Annotated in this window: 11 protein-coding genes and 1 pseudogene; all 12 read left to right on the top strand. The window is 29.7% G+C overall.

Features of this window, described 5'->3' with window-relative positions; translation table 11 throughout:
- Position 1: 1 nt before the first annotated feature.
- A pseudogene (locus ACU68W_RS02595) lies at positions 2–5,872 on the top strand (amino acid adenylation domain-containing protein); the annotation flags it as partial.
- A 19-nt stretch (positions 5,873–5,891) separates the two neighbouring features.
- A complete protein-coding gene (locus ACU68W_RS02590) occupies positions 5,892–6,950 on the top strand; it encodes a Gfo/Idh/MocA family oxidoreductase (RefSeq protein ID WP_110057748.1) in 1,059 nt (352 codons plus the stop codon).
- A complete protein-coding gene (locus tag ACU68W_RS02585) occupies positions 6,947–8,398 on the top strand; it encodes a condensation domain-containing protein (RefSeq protein WP_446756061.1) in 1,452 nt (483 codons plus the stop codon). The genes ACU68W_RS02590 and ACU68W_RS02585 overlap by 4 nt, the downstream gene beginning before the upstream one ends.
- Complete coding sequence (locus tag ACU68W_RS02580; RefSeq protein WP_110057749.1) at positions 8,395–9,834, top strand: acyl carrier protein; 1,440 nt, start codon at positions 8,395–8,397, stop codon at positions 9,832–9,834. Before ACU68W_RS02585 ends, ACU68W_RS02580 begins: the two co-directional genes overlap by 4 nt.
- On the top strand, positions 9,831–10,901 hold the full coding sequence (locus tag ACU68W_RS02575; protein WP_110057750.1) for a hypothetical protein: 1,071 nt from the start codon (positions 9,831–9,833) through the stop codon (positions 10,899–10,901). The genes ACU68W_RS02580 and ACU68W_RS02575 overlap by 4 nt, the downstream gene beginning before the upstream one ends.
- A 2-nt stretch (positions 10,902–10,903) precedes the next feature.
- Positions 10,904–11,923: a Gfo/Idh/MocA family oxidoreductase gene (locus ACU68W_RS02570; RefSeq protein ID WP_110057751.1), complete on the top strand. Its 1,020-nt coding sequence runs from the start codon at positions 10,904–10,906 to the stop codon at positions 11,921–11,923.
- Entirely contained in the window at positions 11,920–13,686 is a 1,767-nt protein-coding gene (locus ACU68W_RS02565; protein WP_446756060.1) for a condensation domain-containing protein, read from the top strand. The genes ACU68W_RS02570 and ACU68W_RS02565 overlap by 4 nt, the downstream gene beginning before the upstream one ends.
- Entirely contained in the window at positions 13,634–16,102 is a 2,469-nt protein-coding gene (locus tag ACU68W_RS02560; RefSeq protein ID WP_446756059.1) for a methyltransferase, read from the top strand. Before ACU68W_RS02565 ends, ACU68W_RS02560 begins: the two co-directional genes overlap by 53 nt.
- Positions 16,089–17,810, top strand: coding sequence for an ABC transporter ATP-binding protein (locus tag ACU68W_RS02555; RefSeq protein ID WP_035112332.1), 1,722 nt, complete (start codon positions 16,089–16,091; stop codon positions 17,808–17,810). The genes ACU68W_RS02560 and ACU68W_RS02555 overlap by 14 nt, the downstream gene beginning before the upstream one ends.
- A 26-nt stretch (positions 17,811–17,836) precedes the next feature.
- Positions 17,837–19,567, top strand: a complete 1,731-nt coding sequence (locus tag ACU68W_RS02550) for an ABC transporter ATP-binding protein (protein WP_035112331.1) — start codon at positions 17,837–17,839, stop codon at positions 19,565–19,567.
- A gap of 13 nt (positions 19,568–19,580) precedes the next feature.
- Positions 19,581–20,159, top strand: a complete 579-nt coding sequence (locus ACU68W_RS02545) for an MptD family putative ECF transporter S component (RefSeq protein ID WP_019132828.1) — start codon at positions 19,581–19,583, stop codon at positions 20,157–20,159.
- Positions 20,160–20,870 (top strand): energy-coupling factor transporter transmembrane component T family protein, encoded by a 711-nt coding sequence (locus ACU68W_RS02540; protein WP_110057753.1) that lies wholly within the window; start codon positions 20,160–20,162, stop codon positions 20,868–20,870.
- Positions 20,871–20,902: the final 32 nt, after the last annotated feature.

Genomic DNA, 20,902 nt, shown 5'->3' with positions numbered 1-20,902 from the left:
ATTTCCACTAACCGATGTTCAGTACTCATATTTCATTGGAAGAGAAGACGAACAAACACTTGGAGGGGTGAGTTGTCATGCATATATCGAGATTGACGGAGAAAACATAGATGAAGTTAAGCTAGAAAATGCTTGGAATAAACTTCAATACAGGCATCCAATGCTTAGAGCAAGATTCACAGAAGATGGAAAACAAGAAATATTAGATAAACCTTTTAGCGAAGAAATTGAAGTTTTTGATTTATCTAATTTAGATGATGAAGAAAACAAAATTAGACTAGACGAAATACGAGAAAATTTATCTCATAGAAAACTCAGAGTAGAAATGGGAGAAGTCGCTGGATTAAAACTTGCAAATCTATCACAAAATAAAAACAAAATATTCTTTGATTTAGACTTGCTAGTTGCTGACGTAATGAGCTTGAGCTTTATTTTAAAAGAATTAGGAGAATTGTATTTAGGAAAAGAATTAGATAATCTAAACAATTATACCTTTAAAGATTATATAAACAATCTTGAAGTAGACTCTGAAATTTATAAAAAAGACCAAGAGTTTTGGAAAGAAAAAATAGACTCATTTGAGATAGAAAGACCTAATTTACCATTAAAGAAAGCTCCTGAACAAATTAAAGAAACGAGATTCACTAGAAGAAAACGAGTTATTGAAAAAGATAAATGGAGCAAAATAAAAGAGCTTGCAGCAAGCTATAAATCTACGCCATCAATGGTTTTATTAACTGCGTATGCTTTAATTCTAGAAAGATGGACTAACCAAGATAAGTTTTTTATAAATTTACCATTATTTAATAGAGATCTTTCAAACGAAAACCTGAAAGATATGGTAGCAGACTTTACAAATATCTTATTAGTAGAACATGAAAGAAAAAATGATACTTCTTTCCTAGAAACTTTGAATAGAATAAGCGAAACCTTTATAGACAATGCTAGTCATTCATCTTATAGTGGAGTACAAGTTCAAAGAGATATATCGAAATCACAGGGTACAAGTCTTAATGTTTCACCTGTAGTTTTTGCGTGCAACATAGACTATCCACTAGAGACTGAAATTTCAAGGAAAGCTTTGGGCAAAATTACATATATGGTTTCACAAACTCCAGGAGTATGGTTAGATTTCCAATCTTATATAAAAGATGGAGATTTAGTATTATGCTGGGACAGTGTAGATGAACTTTTCCCTGAAAAAATGTTAGATGACATGTTAAATTCTTTAGAAGAACAACTTTTAATACTAACAGAAAAGGAAAATTGGGAAAGCAAATTTGATGTACTATCAGAAAATCAAAAACTAGCAAGAGAAAAAGAGCTTAAATCAATTCTTCCGTTAAACTTTCCTGATGAGAGATTATATGATGGATTTATAAAAAATGTAAAAGAAAATCCAGAAAAAATTGCAATTATAGATTCAGAATCTAAAGAAGAAATATCTTATATAGACTTATATGAAAAATCCTTAAATGTAGCAGGATATTTAAAGGAAAATGGAATAAAAAAGGGAGACTATGTAGGCATTACTCTCCCAAGATCAAGCAAGCAAATTTACGCTATATTTGGAATACTTTTTTCTGGAGCGGCATATGTTGCTGTTGGAATAAATCAGCCTAGCGAAAGACGAACTAAAATATACGAACAAATTGGTATAAAGTTTGTCATCAGTGAAAATAAAACAATAGAAAATTGCAAACTAGATACGGGAGAAGTTTCTTTAATTGACTTAGACAAAGCTATAGACAAATCCTTAGGTCTTGATAAGCCTATAGAAGTAAGTCCTTTTGACTCAGCCTATATAATAATGACATCAGGTACTACAGGAGTGCCAAAGGGTGTTGAGATTATGCATACAAGTGCCATTAATACTATTAATGATTTAAATGAAAAATATTCTATTAATTCAAATGATACGTTACTTATGGTATCAGCAATAGACTTTGACTTATCAGTATATGATATTTTTGGAATACTTGGTGTAGGTGGAACTCTAATAACAACTAATGAAGATAATTATCGTAATCCTGATGAGTGGATTAGAATTATTGAAAAATATAATGTAAGTGTGTGGGACTCTGTACCTATACTTTTTGACATGCTCGTAACTATGGCAGAGGGTGAAAAGAAAAACTTACCACTTAGAATTGTTATGTTATCAGGAGATTGGATAGCAAAAGATCTACCAGGAAGATTCTATTCTATTAGTAATAATAATGCAATTGTTGTCGCAATGGGTGGAGCTACTGAAGCATCAATATGGTCAAATTACTTAAACGTACCTAGAACTATTCCTCAAGATTGGATTTCAATTCCATATGGGAAAGCGCTAAAAAATCAAGTTTATAGAGTTGTGGATGAACTTGGAAGGAACTGCCCAAATCATGTAATGGGTGAGCTTTTAATAGGTGGGGTTGGTGTTGCTAAAGGTTACTATGGCGACAGAGAATTAACGGAGAAAAAATTTTTAAAAAAGGATGGAATAAGATGGTACAAAACAGGTGATAACGGGAGAACATGGGATGATGGAACAATAGAATTCTTAGGGAGAAAAGATACACAGGTTAAAATAAAAGGTCATCGTATTGAGCTTGGTGAAATTGAAGATGCAATAAGAAAATATGGTGGGGTGGATAATGTTTTTGTTGATGTTTTTGAAAGAGGAAACAGCAAAAACTTAGTAGCTTTTATCAAAATTGATGAAAGTTCAGAAAATTTTACCAAAAAAATAAACTTAGAAGAGACCAGTGTAAGTTTTGTTGAAACTCCGAAGAGTATACCATCTAATGATGTAATATCTCAGAATAAATCCATAGACAAAATCGTGATGAACATGGTTATGGATATTCTAAGAAATATAGGCGTAGATTTCAGTAATAGAGAATACTACATTGAAGATATCTATAAACTTACTGACATGTCTGAGTTGAGTATGTTTATCGTTAAAATTTGGATGAAAGAATTATTAAATAATAATTACTTAAAGTTAAATGATGGAAGATATAGTTTGGCAGAGCTCAAAAGAATTCCAGAATACAGTGATCAAAGAGAAATTACGAGAAGAATTAATAGCTTAAAACCAACCCTATTAAAAATTCTAGAAGGTGAAAAAGACCCAGTTGAGCTTTTATACACTGAGGACAATCAATTTAACTTAACGAAACTTACAGAAAATCTTATGGGATATAAGGAATCTATAGAAAGTATTATTTCGTCAATTAAGAAATATAAAGGGATAAATTCAAATGAAAAAATTAGAGTTTTAGAATATGGAACTAGGGATGCCAACTTAACGAAGAAATTATTTGAAAACCTAAAAGATTATGTTAGCGAATATGTATACGCAGACAATACTGTATATTCAAAAGCGGGGTTATCAGAGCTTGACGACTGCAATAAATTTAAATATATGTATATAAAAGATCTATATGCCAATAAATCTAATGAGAATTATTTTGACGTAGTAATTACGATTAATTCTATCCATAGAAATGTAGATGTTAATTTATTTTTAGAGAAAATACAATCTATTTTAAACCCAAATGGCATCCTCATAGGACATGAAATACAAGACAAGAATTTACTTCATATTATCACCGCAGATGTTATGAATCAAGAATCTTTCAAAGCCTTAAACATAAAACAACATATTAATCCTGACTACAAAATAGTATATTTAACAAATCAAGAAGATTCAAAAAACTTGAACTTTAGTACATTTGTATTACAAAACAAAAGGAATGAAAAAGTAACTTTCGACAAACTAAAGAATCATTTATATAAAGAAATCCCTAATTATATGGTTCCAACATCATTTTATAAAGTATTTGAGATACCATTAAATAAAAATGGGAAAGTAGATAGAAAAAAACTAAAAAGCAATATTACAAATGATATTAATAAAACGTTAAATGCTTCTCCTAATGAGGGTACTCAAAACAATGAAATGGAAGGAAAAATTTTGGAAATATGGAAAAACAGTTTAAGTAATCAAGATATAGTAATTACCGACAACTATTTTTCTATAGGAGGCGACTCGTTGGTTGCAACGTCAATTATCGGGAAAATAAGAAGTGAGTTGGGATACGAACTATCAGTTAAGGATATTTTTGAAAATCCTACAGTAACTAAATTAAGTCAACTAATTAAAAATAGCCAAACTATAAAAAAAGTCGATATTAATGATCTAGACATAATAATATCAGACAAAGAAAATTTATATGAGACTTTTCCATTAACTGATGTGCAAATGGCTTATTGGATTGGGAGACAAGGTGCGTATGAGCTAGGAGATGTTTCAACTCATTGTTATTTTGAGTTTGATTGCGAAAATCTCGACATTGGTAAACTTCAAAATGTATTAAACGACATGATAAATTATCACCCGGCATTAAGGACAGTAATACTCAGATCTGGAGAGCAACAAGTTATTAAAAATCCCCCAAGAGTGCTTATTGAAATCAATGAACTAACCTTACTAAATGAAAGTGATAGAGAGAAAGCCTTGATGCAAATTAGAGATTCACTGTCTCACAGAGTCATAGACTTAAGTAAAATTCCAACGTTCGATTTTAAAGTTGCCAAATATTGTGATAATAAATGCAGAATATGCATAGGAATAGATAACACAATACTTGATGGTTGGAGTATGTATAATTTTTTAGATGAAATGAATGCAAGGTATAAAGGGGAGTTTGTTGAAGAAAATATAGATATATCTTTTAGAGACTATGTTTTATATAAAGAGCAGAGAAATAAAGCTAACTATGCTCGAGATAAGACCTATTGGCAAAACAGAATAGAGTCATTTCCTGATGCTCCACTATTTAATTTTATGCAGAAAGAATCCAATAAATTTATTCAAAAATTCAAGCGAAAGGAAAAGACTATCGGTAAAAGTATTTGGCTAAACATTAAAAATATAGCAAACGCTAACAATATAACCCCAACGGTTTTAATTCTTTCCATATTCGCTACTATAATCAATAAATATAGCGAAAAAAGCGAATTTACTATAAATATGACTCAATTTTCAAGAGAGGATATGAATTCTAAATTTTTTAAAGTTATGGGTGATTTTACGGATTTAAATTTACTTGAGGTAAAATTAAATGAAGATACCACAATTGTTGAAAATGCCAGAAATATCCAGTATCAGTTTCTTTCCGATATGGAACATACATCATATAGTATTTTAGAATTTCTAAGAGATTTAAGAGATAAAAAGGAGAAGTGTGATGTAGCGAGAGTAGTTTTTACGAGTGGCTTAGGAATTAATAAAAGTAGAAGCAAAGATTTTTTAGGAACTTTAAATTATATGTTAAGTCAAACGCCTCAAATATGGTTAGATCATCAAATAATGGAAATAGATGGAAACTTGGTATTGGCTTGGGATTATGTCGGGGAATTATTTGATGAATCTAAAATGGGGGTTTGTTTTAATGACTATGTAAAAGCCATTACAGAAGTGTCTATAAATGGAGATATGAAAGTTAAAAATTTATACACAACAATAACAAAAAATCATAGGTTTGAAAACACTGCGGAAAATATTAATGGAGAAGTATGTGAAACAATATTTAATTTGAAGTGTTTAGACAAAAATAAAATAACAAACGAAAAAGAGGCTGAACTGCTCAGTACTGATTTAGTAAAAATAATAAGAGAGATATTTATGGAGATTTTAGAGTGCAATGAGATAGAATCTGATGACAACTTTTTTTCTCTTGGCGGAAACTCATTGAATATGATTCAACTTTCTAATAAATTATCAGAAGAATTTGGATATCAGCTAAATTTTAGTGATTTTTTTGAAAAACCTACGATATCCTATATAGCTTCTGAAGTTATCGGGAACTACAAAAGATAATATGAACGAGGGTTAGAAAATGAGATTTAAAGTTTTGGTGTGTGGGACTACTTTTGGTCAGTCTTACATGAGAGCAATTAGCGAAAACGAAAATTTAGAATTAGTTGGAATTTATGCGAATGGTAGTAAAAGATCTATTGATTGTTCAAAAAAATATAACGTGCCTCTATTTAAAAATGTAACTTCTTTGCCTTTTGACATTGATATGGCTTTTGTAATAGTAAAATCGTCAGTACTAGGAGGAGAAGGAACAAAAATCGCCAAGCAACTATTAAATAGGGGGATTCACGTTATGCAAGAGCATCCTATAAATTATAACGAGATATCAGAATGCTGTAGAATAGCGGTTAAAAATAAAGTTTGTTATAAAGTGGGAGATTTATATCCATTTTTAGAATCCATAAAAAAATTTTGTGATACAAGCCTTTTTTTGAATACAAATGATAGATTTAAATATGCAAGTATAATTTCTTCATCACAGGGGTTGTATTCGCTTTCTGCTATATTAGCCAATTCGCTTAGTAATTATAGAAATTTTACAATTGATGACAGGGAAACTAAAATAAACTATCCCTTCACAAAATTAAAGCTCACTAATGGAGAGGAAGATATTTTTTTACAAATTCACAACGAAGTTTCTGAAAATGATGGGAATAATCATATGCATCTGCTACATAGGATGATATTTTTTTATGATTCTGGGAGGTTAGAATTAAATGATACATTTGGTGGTTTATGTTGGAGAAGCAGAATGAATATATCTGAATCAGATGTTTATCAAAAGAAGACTAAGCATGATTATGATTTTCGACCAATGAGTATAAACTTGATAAAAGAAGAAGAAAATTCTTACGATGAATTATTGAGAACAATATTTCCAAATGCTATTGAAAAACAAATTGAAGAATTCATAAAAGAAATAAGAAAAGGAACAATGGATATAGCAGTCTTGCAGAAAGAAATTTTGATTTCTGAGAAATGGAGTGTTTTAAGTTCTGTAATCGGATTCCCTAAATTGGTTAACTTCAGTGCTAATTATATAGATTATACACCAATGCTAAAAAGAGGTGAAGAATGAAGGGCAGTAGGCATACAAACGATCTGGATACGTTTAACTATTTAAATGAATTAAAAAAGAAAGGGATCTGGCTTTATATTGATGGAGAAAAACTAAAATATAAGGCTATAAAAAATATTCTAGATAGTGGCGTTTTACATGAGATAAAGTCAAATAAAGAAAGAATTATAAAGTTTCTAAATTTAGAAAAAGAAAATTCAGTAAGCTTAAGTCAGTTACAGCTGGCCTATATGGCTGGACAAATAGAATATCAACGATTAAATAATGTTAATGCACATTATTATATTGAGTTTTTAAGAGATTCAATTGATATAAAAAGGCTTGAAGAATCTTTAAATATTTTAATCCAAAGAAATGATGTTTTAAGGTTAATTATCAAATCTAAAGGGGAAGGATTAATACTTAACACCGTTCCTAGATATAAAATTAAAACTTATGAATTTACTAAATATATAGATAAACTTAATATAAGGGAAAGTATGATGCACAGATTGTATCCTTATGATTCATGGCCGATGTTTCATTTAGAAGTAGGGAAAAGTAAGGTACATGAGGATGTTTTACATTTTAGCTTTGACTGTTCAATTTTAGATGCTTGGTGTGCAGGAAAATTAGTATCAGATTTATTTTCGATATATGTAGGACAAAAGGTCGCTTATCCAAGGTATTCATATAAGCAATATGTTAACGAACTTTGTAATTTGAGAAATAAGAGTGTAGAGACTATAAAAAATGCTGATAGATATTGGACGGACAGAATAGTTAATATAAGTGATGGGCCTAAATTGGAATATAAACTAGAGCTAAAAAACCTAGAATCCACTACGTTTGTTAGGCAGGAGTATACTTTTGATACAGTAATTGTGGGAAAATTGGAAAAATTTTCTAAAGAAAATCATGTAACGCTTACCGCTGTTATCATGACTGTTTATTTGGAAACTTTATCAAAAGTAAGCTCAGAGAAAAATCTTACAATAAATATAACTATGTTTGGAAAACTACCTTTAGACAAGCATGCTGATGAGACGTTGGGTGAATTTACCAATGTAGGTTTAATTGAATATAAAGATGAAAGTATTAATTTTATAGATACAGTTATAAAGACCCAGTACCAAATTTTTAAACTATTGGAATTTAGAGAGTATGAAGGAATAAACATATTAAATAAAGCAAAACGTCTAAACTTGTTTTTTCCGGCAGTAATGACATGTATGATAGGCGAGAATTATAAATCTACTCTAAATGGATTCAGAGAAATATATTCATTGAGTCAGACTCCACAAGTAACTATTGATCACCACGTAAGGATAATTGATGGGGAGATGAGGATTTCTTTTGATTATATAGAAGAGCTATTCAATCAGAAATACATAAATAATATTATAGAAATATACGTAAATCGTGTAAATGATATATGTAATTCAAAAAACAAAGGGGAATTTATATGAGTAGAATAGTTGGTAAAGATTTTTTTAGTTTTAAAAAAGAGGGAGAAATAATTTTTGCTAAAATAAAAAAAATTAATAATAAAAGTCATATTAACGAATCTCTTTTGCGTGTGAGCAAAGAAAACAAATGGACAATAATGAGAGATTATATAGCGAAAAAGTATATAAAAAACATTTTAAATGAGATTAATCAAAATAAAATTGAAGTGGACAGTAGAAATGATAGAATAATTGATTATTGGGAAAGTTTTATCGAAGACTTCATTGAAACTGATTATTTAAATGAAACGGTCGAAAACAGCGAATTAATGATTATATTAAATAAAAAAAAGAAACTTTTTATTGAAGTATTAAAGAATAAAGACAACAGATATCTTTTGTTAACGGATAGGGATTTATCCCCTGAAAAATTAAGCTATAATGAGTTGAGTTTAAAAAAAGCATATGAAACAATGATTAACCAAATGAAAAATCATAATGAAGAGAAATCAAAAAAAATTGGGGTGGTAAATCCAGGTCAAGGTTTATTTTTAGAATATCTACTATCAGAAGTCAAATCTGTTAAGCAGGTAGATTTAATAGGTTTCACTTCGTTACTTTTAGATAATCTAAAGAAAAAGTATGGGGATATTATATTTTCAAAATTGGAATTTAATGAAGAGTTTATATCTGGCGATATGTTAGGGCAATACGACTATTTGATTATGCCGAATACGGCACACCATTTTGAAAACTTAAAAAATGTAGTGAGCCTATTAAATTTAACATTGAAAAAAGCTGGGGAGTTTCATATCATTGATTTTCATAAAATGGACTCAATGTCTACTCTAATAGCTATTTTCTTTCAGGAAAAACACTTATATGCCAGAAATAAAATACGAGATGAATTTTTTTATAAATCACAATATATAAAAAAAATAGCAGATTATCTATATATTGATCCGAATGGGAGTTATATAGATAACAATGAGAGAGTTTTTCATGTGTGTTTTAAAAATAAAGGGGATTATAAAAATGAGGTTGAAAATATAGCTGAGAAATACAATATCTCAAAAAGAAGTATTGTTGTTTCAAATGGGAATAACATAGAGGTAAATGTGTTAAAAAATCAATTTGACACTAAACAAATTATTTACCAAGAGTCAAATAGCGAAATTCTAGAAGAGGAGGACGTGAATTTTAAAAAACTGAGAAATATTTGGGAAGAAAATCTAAATTTTGAAGGGGAGATAAATAAGACTTCTAACTATTTTCAATTAGGAGGGGACAGTATGTCCGCAACTAGATTAGCAAGGAGTATATCAAATGAGTTAAATTATGAAATAAGTCTTTCTGAAATATTTACTAACTCGGTATTTCAAGATATGTTAACCTTAGTAGAAGAAAAAATTAGCATCGATGATATAGATAAGACTATAGTTGAAGGTGAGATATGATAGGCATAATTGGTGTGAGTGGCGAAGTAGGCACGTTATGTTATAAATTATTAGTAAATTCTGGATTGGGGGGCATTATAGGAGGAGTAAGAAATAAACAATTATTAAATGAGGATGATATCAATTATGAATATATTGACTTAATGGACAAAAGGTCGTGTTTTGACTTTGTTAAACGATGTGACTTCGTAATAAATTGTGCTACAGCAAATCATAAAGGAATATATAATTTAGTTGAAGCTGTGGAATTTTGTGGCAAAATACTTTTTGATTTGACTTATTACGAAGGGTTTAAATTACCTAAAGTTAGCAACGCATCAATATATCATGGTATTGGACTTTCTCCCGGGCTTACGGAAGCACTACCTAAGATTATGTTGGAAAAATTTGATTCAATAATACATTTTGACTTGTACTATGTTGCAATGGATATATTTTCCTATTCAGCAGCAAAGTCATATTTAGAATACATCGAAAGCGTAGATATTTACCCTATGACTGAAATAAAAGACGGTAGGTTACAAGCAGTTAGTAGCAATGAAAAAGCTATTCAATTTAATATTATTCAAAAAGAACTGGAAAAGATTCCGTATATGGACAGCAGATCAATTTCTACATGTGAAAGATTAGGAATCGAAAATGCTAGATACAGCATATGCATTCCGTATGGCGAAACATATAAATTCTTAATGGAAAGAAAGAAATATAAAAAGGGTCTAGATTATAAAATAGGAAAACTTGTAGAAGCATCTATGATAGATAGACAACTTTATCCTTTAGATTCATTTATTATAGCTGATATAAATGGAGTATATGAAAAAAAGGAAAGAAAAAGTTGCGTAGTTATTAAAAGCAGTTCATCTTTAAAAATCACTGTTGATGTGGTTATTTCTGTATTAGTGTTGGTGAAGAAAACTCAATTGCATTGTGGAATTTATGATATCACAGATTTAAATAAGCTAGGAACACTTCTTGATATTATGTCTAGCATAGATCCTGAATTATATATCAACATATTTGATGATAAGTCAGTTTTTGAAATAATTCAGTCAGAGGGGGAAATATAAAAATGATTTCAAAAAAAACGAATGTTCTAGTTTGTGGAACGAGATTTGGAGAATATTATATAAAAGCTCTTCGTAGGGACTATGAAAGATTTAATATAGTAGGTATTTTATCCAGAGGCAGCGAACATTCTGAGCATATTGCAGAGAAATATGGATTAAAAACATATAAAGAAGTAAAAAAATTACCAAAAGATATTGACTTAGCGTGTGTAATTATAAGGTCTGAAGGTGTTGGTGGAGAAGGAACTAAATTAAGTAAAGAGTTATTAAGCCGAAATATAAATGTTATACAAGAGCAACCAATTCATCAAAAATATCTTTTGGAATGTTACAAACAAGCAAAACAAAGAGGGTTATTGTTTATGGTGTCAAATTTCTATATTCACTTGCCGAATATAGAAACGTTTATAAAAAAATCTATTGAAATGGCTAAGGATTCTAAAATGAAATATTTAAGTATGATGCTATCGACACAAATATCTTTTACTGGCTGGCATATTTTATTATTATCAGGTATTTGGGGAGAAGTTCATAGTTTGCAAGTTCTTAAAAAAGGACATGGCCCATTTGATATAATTAGTGGATATATAGGGAAAATACCAATAACTATTGAATTAAACAATATGGTAAATTCTCAGGATCCAAATGTAGATATGGAAATCATGCATAGATTTTGTACTTTCTACAGTGTTGGAAACTTAATGTTAGAAGATACTTTTGGACCTGTTGCGTGGAGAACCAAAACTTTTATAGAGAATGAATTAACTTCTAAACACTCCTACGAGGTAAATCCCTATTTAAGTCTGTACGATTATGGATCTTCAAATATTAAAGAGATTTTTGAAACCAGTTGGATTGAAGCTATAAAGAAAGAAATATTGCTAGCTTGTAGGTATATAGAGATGGGCGGATGCCAAGCTTCGAGAGTTCAAGGAGAATTAATTGCTACAAAAAATTGGGAGAAGATGATTAGAAGTGCAGGATTTGCTCAAATTAACACAACTAGTGGGAGGAAACAATGAGTGAGGTAAGGGAGATAATACAAGAATGCAAAAGAAAAGGCATAGAAATCTATATAGAAAACAACAAATTAAAGTATAGAACATATAAAAACGCTATATCTGATGAAATTTTTAAAATGTTGAGGAAAAACAAAAATGAAATAATAGAATATTTGGTAAATCAAAATAATATAGAGACTGAAAACAGTTTATATGAACCATTTCCGCTTTCTACGGTACAATCTGCTTATTTGTTAGGAAGGGGAGAATCATATTCTTTCGGAAACACATCATGTCATATATATCAAGAGTACATTTATAAAGAAAAACTTGATAAAAATAAAGTTGAGAATATATGGAATGAATTAATTTCTAAACACCCAATGTTAAGAACTGTTATTAATAATAACTCAACACAACAGACAATAAAAAAAGTCGAAACTTTTAAAGTGCTAGAAGGAGACACAAATAAACTTAGGGATTTATTAGAAAATAAAATATATCCTTTAAAAAAATGGCCTATGTTTGATATCGGAATTTCAGAAAAAAATGACGGTTCAATACTACATTTTTCTATGGATTTTATGATAGCTGATTGGTCAAGTATATGGTTTCTCCTTTCAGAATTTGAATCGGCATATTTTGATGGTATAGAACCAAAAGGGAGCGATTATAGCTTTAGAGAATACTGCATACAAAAATACCTTTTCAAAAATAAAAAGAAATATATAGAGGATAGGGCTTTTTGGAGCAAAAAATTAGATACTATAAACACGTATCCTATATTACCAACGATAAATAGGCTTAACGTCGACGAAAAGAATGATCGATTTATACGTTTTTCTACAAAACTTGGCGTGGAAGAATGGAGGCAACTAAAAAAAACAAGCAGTTGTTATGGATTAACACCGAATTCAGTATTATTAGCAGTATATGCCTTGAGTTTGATGAAATGGAGTTCAAACAAAAAGTTTACAATAAATTACACAGTCTTCTCTAATGCTATAACTAGTGAAGATCATTGTGTTGGAGACTTTACTGAAACATCACTGATATCCATTGACGATTTTGGAAAAACATTTTTAGCACTTGCAACAAGTATAAATAGAAATATATTTGAAAATATTGATCATTCATCATATTCTGGTGTTGAAGTAATGAGAGATATTGCACGCCAAAAGAATATTAGAGAAGTTTTGTTGCCATATGTTTTTACTAGTGCAGTAGGGACTAACAACAATAAGTTAAGGGGAAATTATGGATATGGAATAACTCAGACACCACAAGTTTTTATAGATTGTCAGTGTACAGACAATATAGATGGATTAGAAATTAATTGGGACGTTAGAGAAAATATTTTCAAGCTAGTTGATATAAAGAATATTTTTTCTGACTTTAAAGCTCAGTTATATAAATACTCCTCAAATCCACTTGAATGGGAGAATCGAATATGTTCAGATACAACGAATCGTTTAACTAAAAATGAAGATAGCAAGTTGTTAAATCTAAATATATTCGGAGACGATAAATTTATAAATGATCCAGAAAATAAAGAAATGTTCAAAAACATAAGTGAATATATATTTGCTAAGGAGAATTGTGAAGAGATTATTATTTCGGTAAAAAACTCCAATAAAATCAATAGAGAATTAGATATTTCTATAATACAATCTCCTAAAGAGTCTAGCAACGGTATTGAACACATCAACTTAGATGATATAGACAAGTATAATGAAAGATTGGAGACGGAATTACAGACAATCGAATATAAAAAAAGTTTTTAATCTCAGAGATAATCTAGCTTTAAGTTGCATTTTGAAAGCGCTTTTAAATTTAAGAGTACTTACGAAAGATAGTAAATATTATAGATATGTTGGAAATATAGAAAAAAATGTAGATGAAAAATATGAATGGATATTAGATAGATGGATTAGTGAATTAGTTTCATATAATGTTCTTATTGATAAAGGAAATGCCTTATATAAAATTAATACTTTATATAAAACTGAAGAGTTTGATAAAAATTGGCATACTTTATATTCGTTATGGAGAGATGAGTTTGGCGACATTGAGATTATAAATTATATTAAAGACAATCTTGACAAAATAGAAGACATTTTAAAAGGTGTGACTGATCCTGTTGAGCTTTTATATCCTAAGGGATTAGCCAAATATACAAATGCTCTTTACAAAAATAGTATAAATTCGATAATTATAAATAATTATTTTTGTCAATTTATAAAAAAGTATGTATCTAAGAATTCTTCTAAAAGTTTACAAATTTTAGAAATAGGTGCAGGAACTGGGGCATCTACAGAAAAAATACTAGGTGAACTTGGAGAAAACAAATATAAATATTATTTTACAGATTCCTTAAAATATTTTTTGCCACTAGCAAAAAAGAAATATGGTGAAAATCAAGATGTAATAATAAAGCAATTCAACGCTGATATAGACCCATATGAACAAGGGTTTTTACCAAATCAATTTGATTTAGTCATTGGCGCTTATGTTTTGGAAAATGTGCAAGATATTAAAAAAACACTAAAGTATTTAAAAAAAATAATATCTCCCAACGGATATCTACTATTTTCTGAACCAGTGAGAAATGAACCATGGATTATGGGGTCACAGATTTTTATGATGGAGACTCCACAAGATAAGATTAGAGAAAAAAGATTCTTCATAGAACCAAATGAGTGGGCAGAAATATTGGATGATATTGAACCTAGTACTAAAAGTTTTTTGTTACCAAAGGAGGGTTCTATATTGTTAAACCATGGAGCGATTTTCATAGCAAAAAAATTTAAAAATAATTATTCAAAGATTGATGTTGAAGAGATAAATAATATAATTCAAGATTCATATAAAGGGATATTCTCTTCTGTGAAAACGAGGTATTTTAACGAACTAACCATGACAGAAAAAGATCAAATAATAAGTGGAAAAATCCAAATAGATTTATACGCTGATAATGAAGAAAGCCAGCATACAATAGAAAATATTGAGAAGTTAAATGACACCGAAAAAATATTGATTGCAATCATAAATGATGAATTTGGTGATCCTAGGATTAGTTCAAGTTCTAATTTGTATGACTATGGAGCCGATTCTTTGTTATTAGCACGAGTAGCAACTAAAATTATATCTAAGATAAAAACGAATTTGACTTTTGAGGCTATTTTACGAGAACTTATAAGAGAACCAACAATAAGATCTTTAGCAGTTTTTCTTGAAAGAGTTGATGATATTGAGAGTGAAATAGATGATCATAAGAAGTTATTAGTGAGTAAATTATATAAATCTTACAGTACTTCAGATACCTTAAGCGTAATATTTCAAGGACCTCTTGGAAATATTAGCGATATCGAATACTTTGCAAAACAACTACAGATTCAAAATAATGGAAATGTTATGGTCTTAGGGATTGATGATTACAACAAGTTTTTAAATACGTCCAACGAAGATGTTATTCCTGTATTAGCTCAAGAGGCTGCGGAAGAAATTTTCAATCAGAAAATAAAAAATGTACAGATAATAGGTTATAGTTTTGGTGGTCACATTGGTATAGAGGTATCACGTTATTTGCTAGAGAGAGGAGTTAACGTGCTCAACCTTTCTATTATAGAAAGTGGTAGCATACCAAATGTTCATGTTGACAATATTATATTGGAGTTTATTTATTTAAACAATTACGGAGTGAGTTTATCCGATCTTGGACTTGAAAAGGAAAATATAATCAGTGAAGAGTTTTCAGACACTAAAAACTCTAACATAACAATAAACAGTATCAAAAATCATTTAAATAATCTAAATGACCGAAGTATAATTAATAAAGTTTGTAATAGCTCAGAAGATGAGAGATTTGAAATATATACTAATGTTGTATACAAGAAAACGGGGGTTTTACTGGAGAAAGGAAAAATTCTTGAAAAATTTAAGATATTCAAAAAAACCTTTAATGTTCAAAAACAAACCCCAAGTCCTTATTTTGGCAATATTAATTACTACATTGCAAAGGATAACGATGACTTTTTTGCTCAGAGTTTTAAGTTATTAAAGTTATGGGAAAACGCAATATTAGGTGAAATAAAGGTAGATTATATAGGGGGGAATCACTTTTCTTGTATCGAAAACCACAATTTCGCTAAGGAATTAGCCATTAAACTTGGAAAGGAATGTAAAAATGACGAGAACTGAAATTAGCTTAGAAGCTTTTATAAAAGAAGAGAAAAAAGGATATATCTTTTCTATTATCCTGGCCATCATTGGTGTTGGATTTGGGATGATTCCGTATATATGCATTTCGGAAATTATTTTGAATTTAATTAAAAATATGAATAGTTTTAAAACTTATGTGATTTTATTCTCAATATCAATGATAGCATATGGCGTAAAATATACTTGTACAGGTATTTCAACATCGTTATCTCATGAAGCTACTTTTAGGGTGCTAGATAAATTACGTAATTATATAGCAGAAAAACTAACAAAGGTCCCAATGGGATATGTTATTGATAATTCGTCAGGTATGTTTAAAAGTTTGTTTGTAGAGAGAGTTGAACAACTTGAAGTTCCATTGGCTCATGCTGTTCCTGAGGTAGCTTCAAACATACTAGTTCCTATTGCGATTATTATATATATTTTTACACTAAATTGGAAAATGGGAATAGCTTCAGTATTAACAATACCATTTGGTATAGGTTCCTATTCAAAGATAATGAATACTTTTTCAGAAAAATACAAAAATATCATCGATATAAGAAATCATATGAGTTCTACCGTGGTTGAATATATTAATGGAATAGAAGTTGTAAAGACTTTTGGTCAGGGAGAAAATTCCTATTCAAAGTTTGTGAATGTGGTAAAAAAGAATACAAAAGCCAATATCAAATGGCTAAAAAGTACTCAAAAATATACTTCATTTATGATGAATCTTGTCAGCTCTATGGTTTTTACACTGCCAATTGGTTGTTATCTTTATAGCATAGGAGAACTTAGCTTAGCAGATTTCCTTTTCAGTTTGATTTTATCCCTAGGGATTACAGGCCCTCTTTTATCAGCAGTGATATATACTGATAATTTATCAAAAATAAAAATGATAATGAAAGAAATAAACGATATTTTGAACGTAGATGAATTGGTAGGTGTAAATAGCATCAAAAAAACTATATTGAATTATGATGTTGAGTTTAAAAATGTAGATTTTCAATATATTGAAGGGCAAAATATCTTGAACGAACTTTCATTTAATATAAAGCAAGGAGAAAAAGCAGCTATTGTTGGGCCTTCAGGTTCTGGGAAATCTACTGTTGTCAAGTTGATAAATAGGTTTTGGGATCCTCAAGTTGGAAGTATTTCTATAGGTGGAGTAAATATTAAAGATATTCCCATTGCACAATTAACCAATATGATTTCTTATGTTTCACAAGATAACTATTTATTCAATAGAAGTATAATGGAAAATTTGAAATTGGGAAATGAAAATATAGAAGACAGCTTGGTAATAGATGCTTGTAAAAGAGCTAATTGCCACGATTTTATTATGGAATTTGAGCAGGGTTATCAAACTGTAGTTGGAAAAGAAGGAAATCTTTTATCAGGAGGGCAGAAACAGAGAATAACTATAGCACGAGCTATGTTGAAGAATTCTCCAATAGTAATTTTAGACGAAGCCACCGCATATGTAGATCCGGAAAATGAAACGTTGATTCAAAGTGCTATAACAGACTTAACAAAAGATAAAACGTTAATAGTTATAGCCCACAGATTAAATACAATTGTAAATTCGGATCAAATCATATTATTAGAAAACGGAAAACTAGTTTCGTCAGGGACACATGAAGAATTGCTTAGGAGTTCAAAATTATATAGAAATATGTGGAAGGCAAATAATTATGAGAATTAGAAAATGCATAGAAAAGGAGGTAAGAGATGATAAAAGCTTATAAATTATTCTTCAAGTTTGCTGGCACAAGACAATTTTTATGGTGGAAAAGCATATGTTTAGAGCTTTTAAAATGTATATTTATTATGGCAAATTATGCTTTGCTTCTTTATTCTATAAAGCTACTTTTGGACAGTGCTATAGATATAAAGATTTCAATTTTAATTTTTATAGCTCTCTTAATTCTCATGATTGGGCAAATTTTACTTTCTATAAAATCAAGGGATGTACAAACGGAAGCAGTTTATTCTATGTGCGAGGATAAAAGAATATCCATCGCAAATAAAATGAGATTTATGCCCATGGGATATTTTAGCAGTCATACCTTAGCTAATTTAACTGGCATTACAACAGAAACAATGAATGAACTTGAGAGTATGTCTTTAGCTGTTGTATCGACAACATTAGTTGGAATTATAAATAGCATAGTTCTGTCAATGGTTATTTCCATATTCTCTTATAAGATAAGCATTATCTATTTATTAGGTATAGGATTCTTTTTGCTAATAAATAACAAGTTGTTAAATCTTTCAAAGGAACTTGCGCCAGGAAGAGTGAAAAATCAGATGGAATTTGCTGACAGTGTACTGGAGTTTATTAGGGGAATGGAAGTAATAAGGTCGTATAATTTGTTTTCTTCTTCAAAAAGTGATATAAGCCAGTCCATAAAAAGGCTTCATATTGCAAGTTTAAGGATAGAGAGAATGAGAGTTCCCTATATTTCTTTACAAAAAATGGTATTAAGAATTATGAGTATGCTCGCGGGACTTGTATCAGTCTATTTGTATTTTCATAGTGATATAGGCTTAATAGCTTGTTTGGTTTTAATTATTATCTCATTCCAAATATATAGCCAACTGGAAGATGCTTCAAGTATGTTTTTTATGTTGCCTATAATGGTTACCGATATAGAAAAAATTATGTCAATTGATCAACTCCCTTCAATAAAATCAGGGAACATAAAGGTAGCTCCAATAAATTATGATATAAGATTTAAAAATGTTGATTTTTCTTATGGGGATGAAAAGGTATTAAAAAATATAAATTTATTTGCAAAGCAGGGTTCAACGACAGCTATTGTTGGGCCAAGTGGCTCTGGTAAGACAACTTTGGCAAATTTAGTTAACAGATTTTGGGACGTAGATAGGGGAGAGATAACATTAGGAGATGTCAATATTAAGGATTACGATTTGGAAAACCTTATGTCCCAAATTAGTATGGTCTTTCAGAGGGTGTATTTGTTTAGAGATACAATAGAAGCAAATATTAAGTTTGGCAATCCGGAAGCTGAAATACAAGATATTAAGGAGGCAGCAATCAATGCTAAATGTGATCACTTCATATCAAAACTAGAGGATGGATACAATACGATTATAGGAGAAGGAGGAGCTGATTTATCAGGAGGAGAAAGACAAAGGATATCCATAGCAAGAGCAATATTAAAGAATGCACCTATTATCATTTTGGATGAAGCTACAGCCAATATAGATCCTGAAAATGAAAGAGATATCAACACAGCGATTAAAAATCTTACTCAGGATAAGACAGTTATTATAATAGCTCATCGCTTAAAAACAGTAAAAGAAGCTGATCAGATTGTGGTTTTAAATAGAGGTGAAATAGAACAGATTGGAAAACACAGTGAATTGATTCAGGAAGAAGGACTTTATAAAAATTTTGTAAGAAATATAGAAAAAGCGAAAAATTGGAAAATTTAAGGAGATGAAAAAAATGAAAAAGAGATTAACAGCAAAGGATCTAATAACAGTTGGTATAATGGTAGTTTTGACTATGGTGGCCTTTATGATAAGTGGAATTTTAGGAAATATTCCCATACTAATGCCACTCATACCTTTTTTCTTAGGAATACTTGGAGCTTTACCATTTTTAGTTGTTAGCACAAAAGTAGGAAAATTTGGAGCTATTTCAATTATGGGAATCCTTCTTGGTTTAATTGGATTCTTGATGGGTCAACATTGGATATTACTACTAAGTGGATGTGTTTGCGGTATTCTTGCAGATCTAATTATAAAATCGGGAGAATATAAGTCAAGTAACAAACTCGCAATAGGATATGGAGTTTTTACCGAATGGTCAGTCGGTTCTATGTTACCTATGTGGATTATGAAGGACGTATATTTTAGTAAATATGAACAAATAGCACCAGAATATGTTAAAGCTGTTCGACCTTTGACAGAAAACTATATGTTGATAGTAGTTGTAGCTTTAGGTTTTGTTGGAGCTTTAATAGGATATTTCATTGGTAAAAAATTATTAAATAAACATTTTAAAAGAGCAGGTATAGTATAGATGACTTTGCATAAAGAATCGTTAGCTAAACTCGACCCTAGAACCAAACTATTACTTTTGATTGTAGTAAATATTATAGTATTAAATGCATATGATTATGGTAATAGACTTTATATCAAATTTGCCTTGTTTGCTTTAACAGCAGGTTTGCTTTTATGTGAAGGCGAAGTTAGTGCAGTGGTTAAGGGGATTATTATATATATATCTGCACAACTAATAAGGATAAGTGGGATGACAGATGCTATTCCACTTGTTCTTAACATTTTTATTAATGTGTATGTTAATATCATTGCAAAAATGTTTCCTTGTTTATTTTGTGGCTATTATCTTCTAAATACTACAGAAGTATCATCTCTATTAGAAGCTTTTAGAAAGATGAAAATTTCAGAAAAAATAAATTTACCACTATCTGTTGTTTTTCGATTCATACCAAATGTAATAATGGATAATATAGAGATAAAAAAAGCTATGAGAATTAGGGGGATAAGTTTTAAAAATAGTATTTCTATTTTTAAAATTATTGAGTATAAATATATTCCCTTAATGATGTCATCTATGAAAGTTGGGGAAGAACTTACAGTTTCAGCTTTGACAAAAGGATTATCAATAGAAGAAAACAGATCATCTATTCATCGATTATGTTTTGGTAAAGCTGATTATATCTTAATGAGTATGCTTTTTTTCCTAGTAGTTTTATTTATAAGAGGTTGACCATGATAAAATTTACAAACTTAAATTTCAAA

This window comes from Finegoldia sp. P2-F-LR (genome assembly GCF_052932265.1).
Note: the sequence above shows the minus strand (reverse complement) of the source record. Positions and strands in the feature narration are given on the sequence as shown.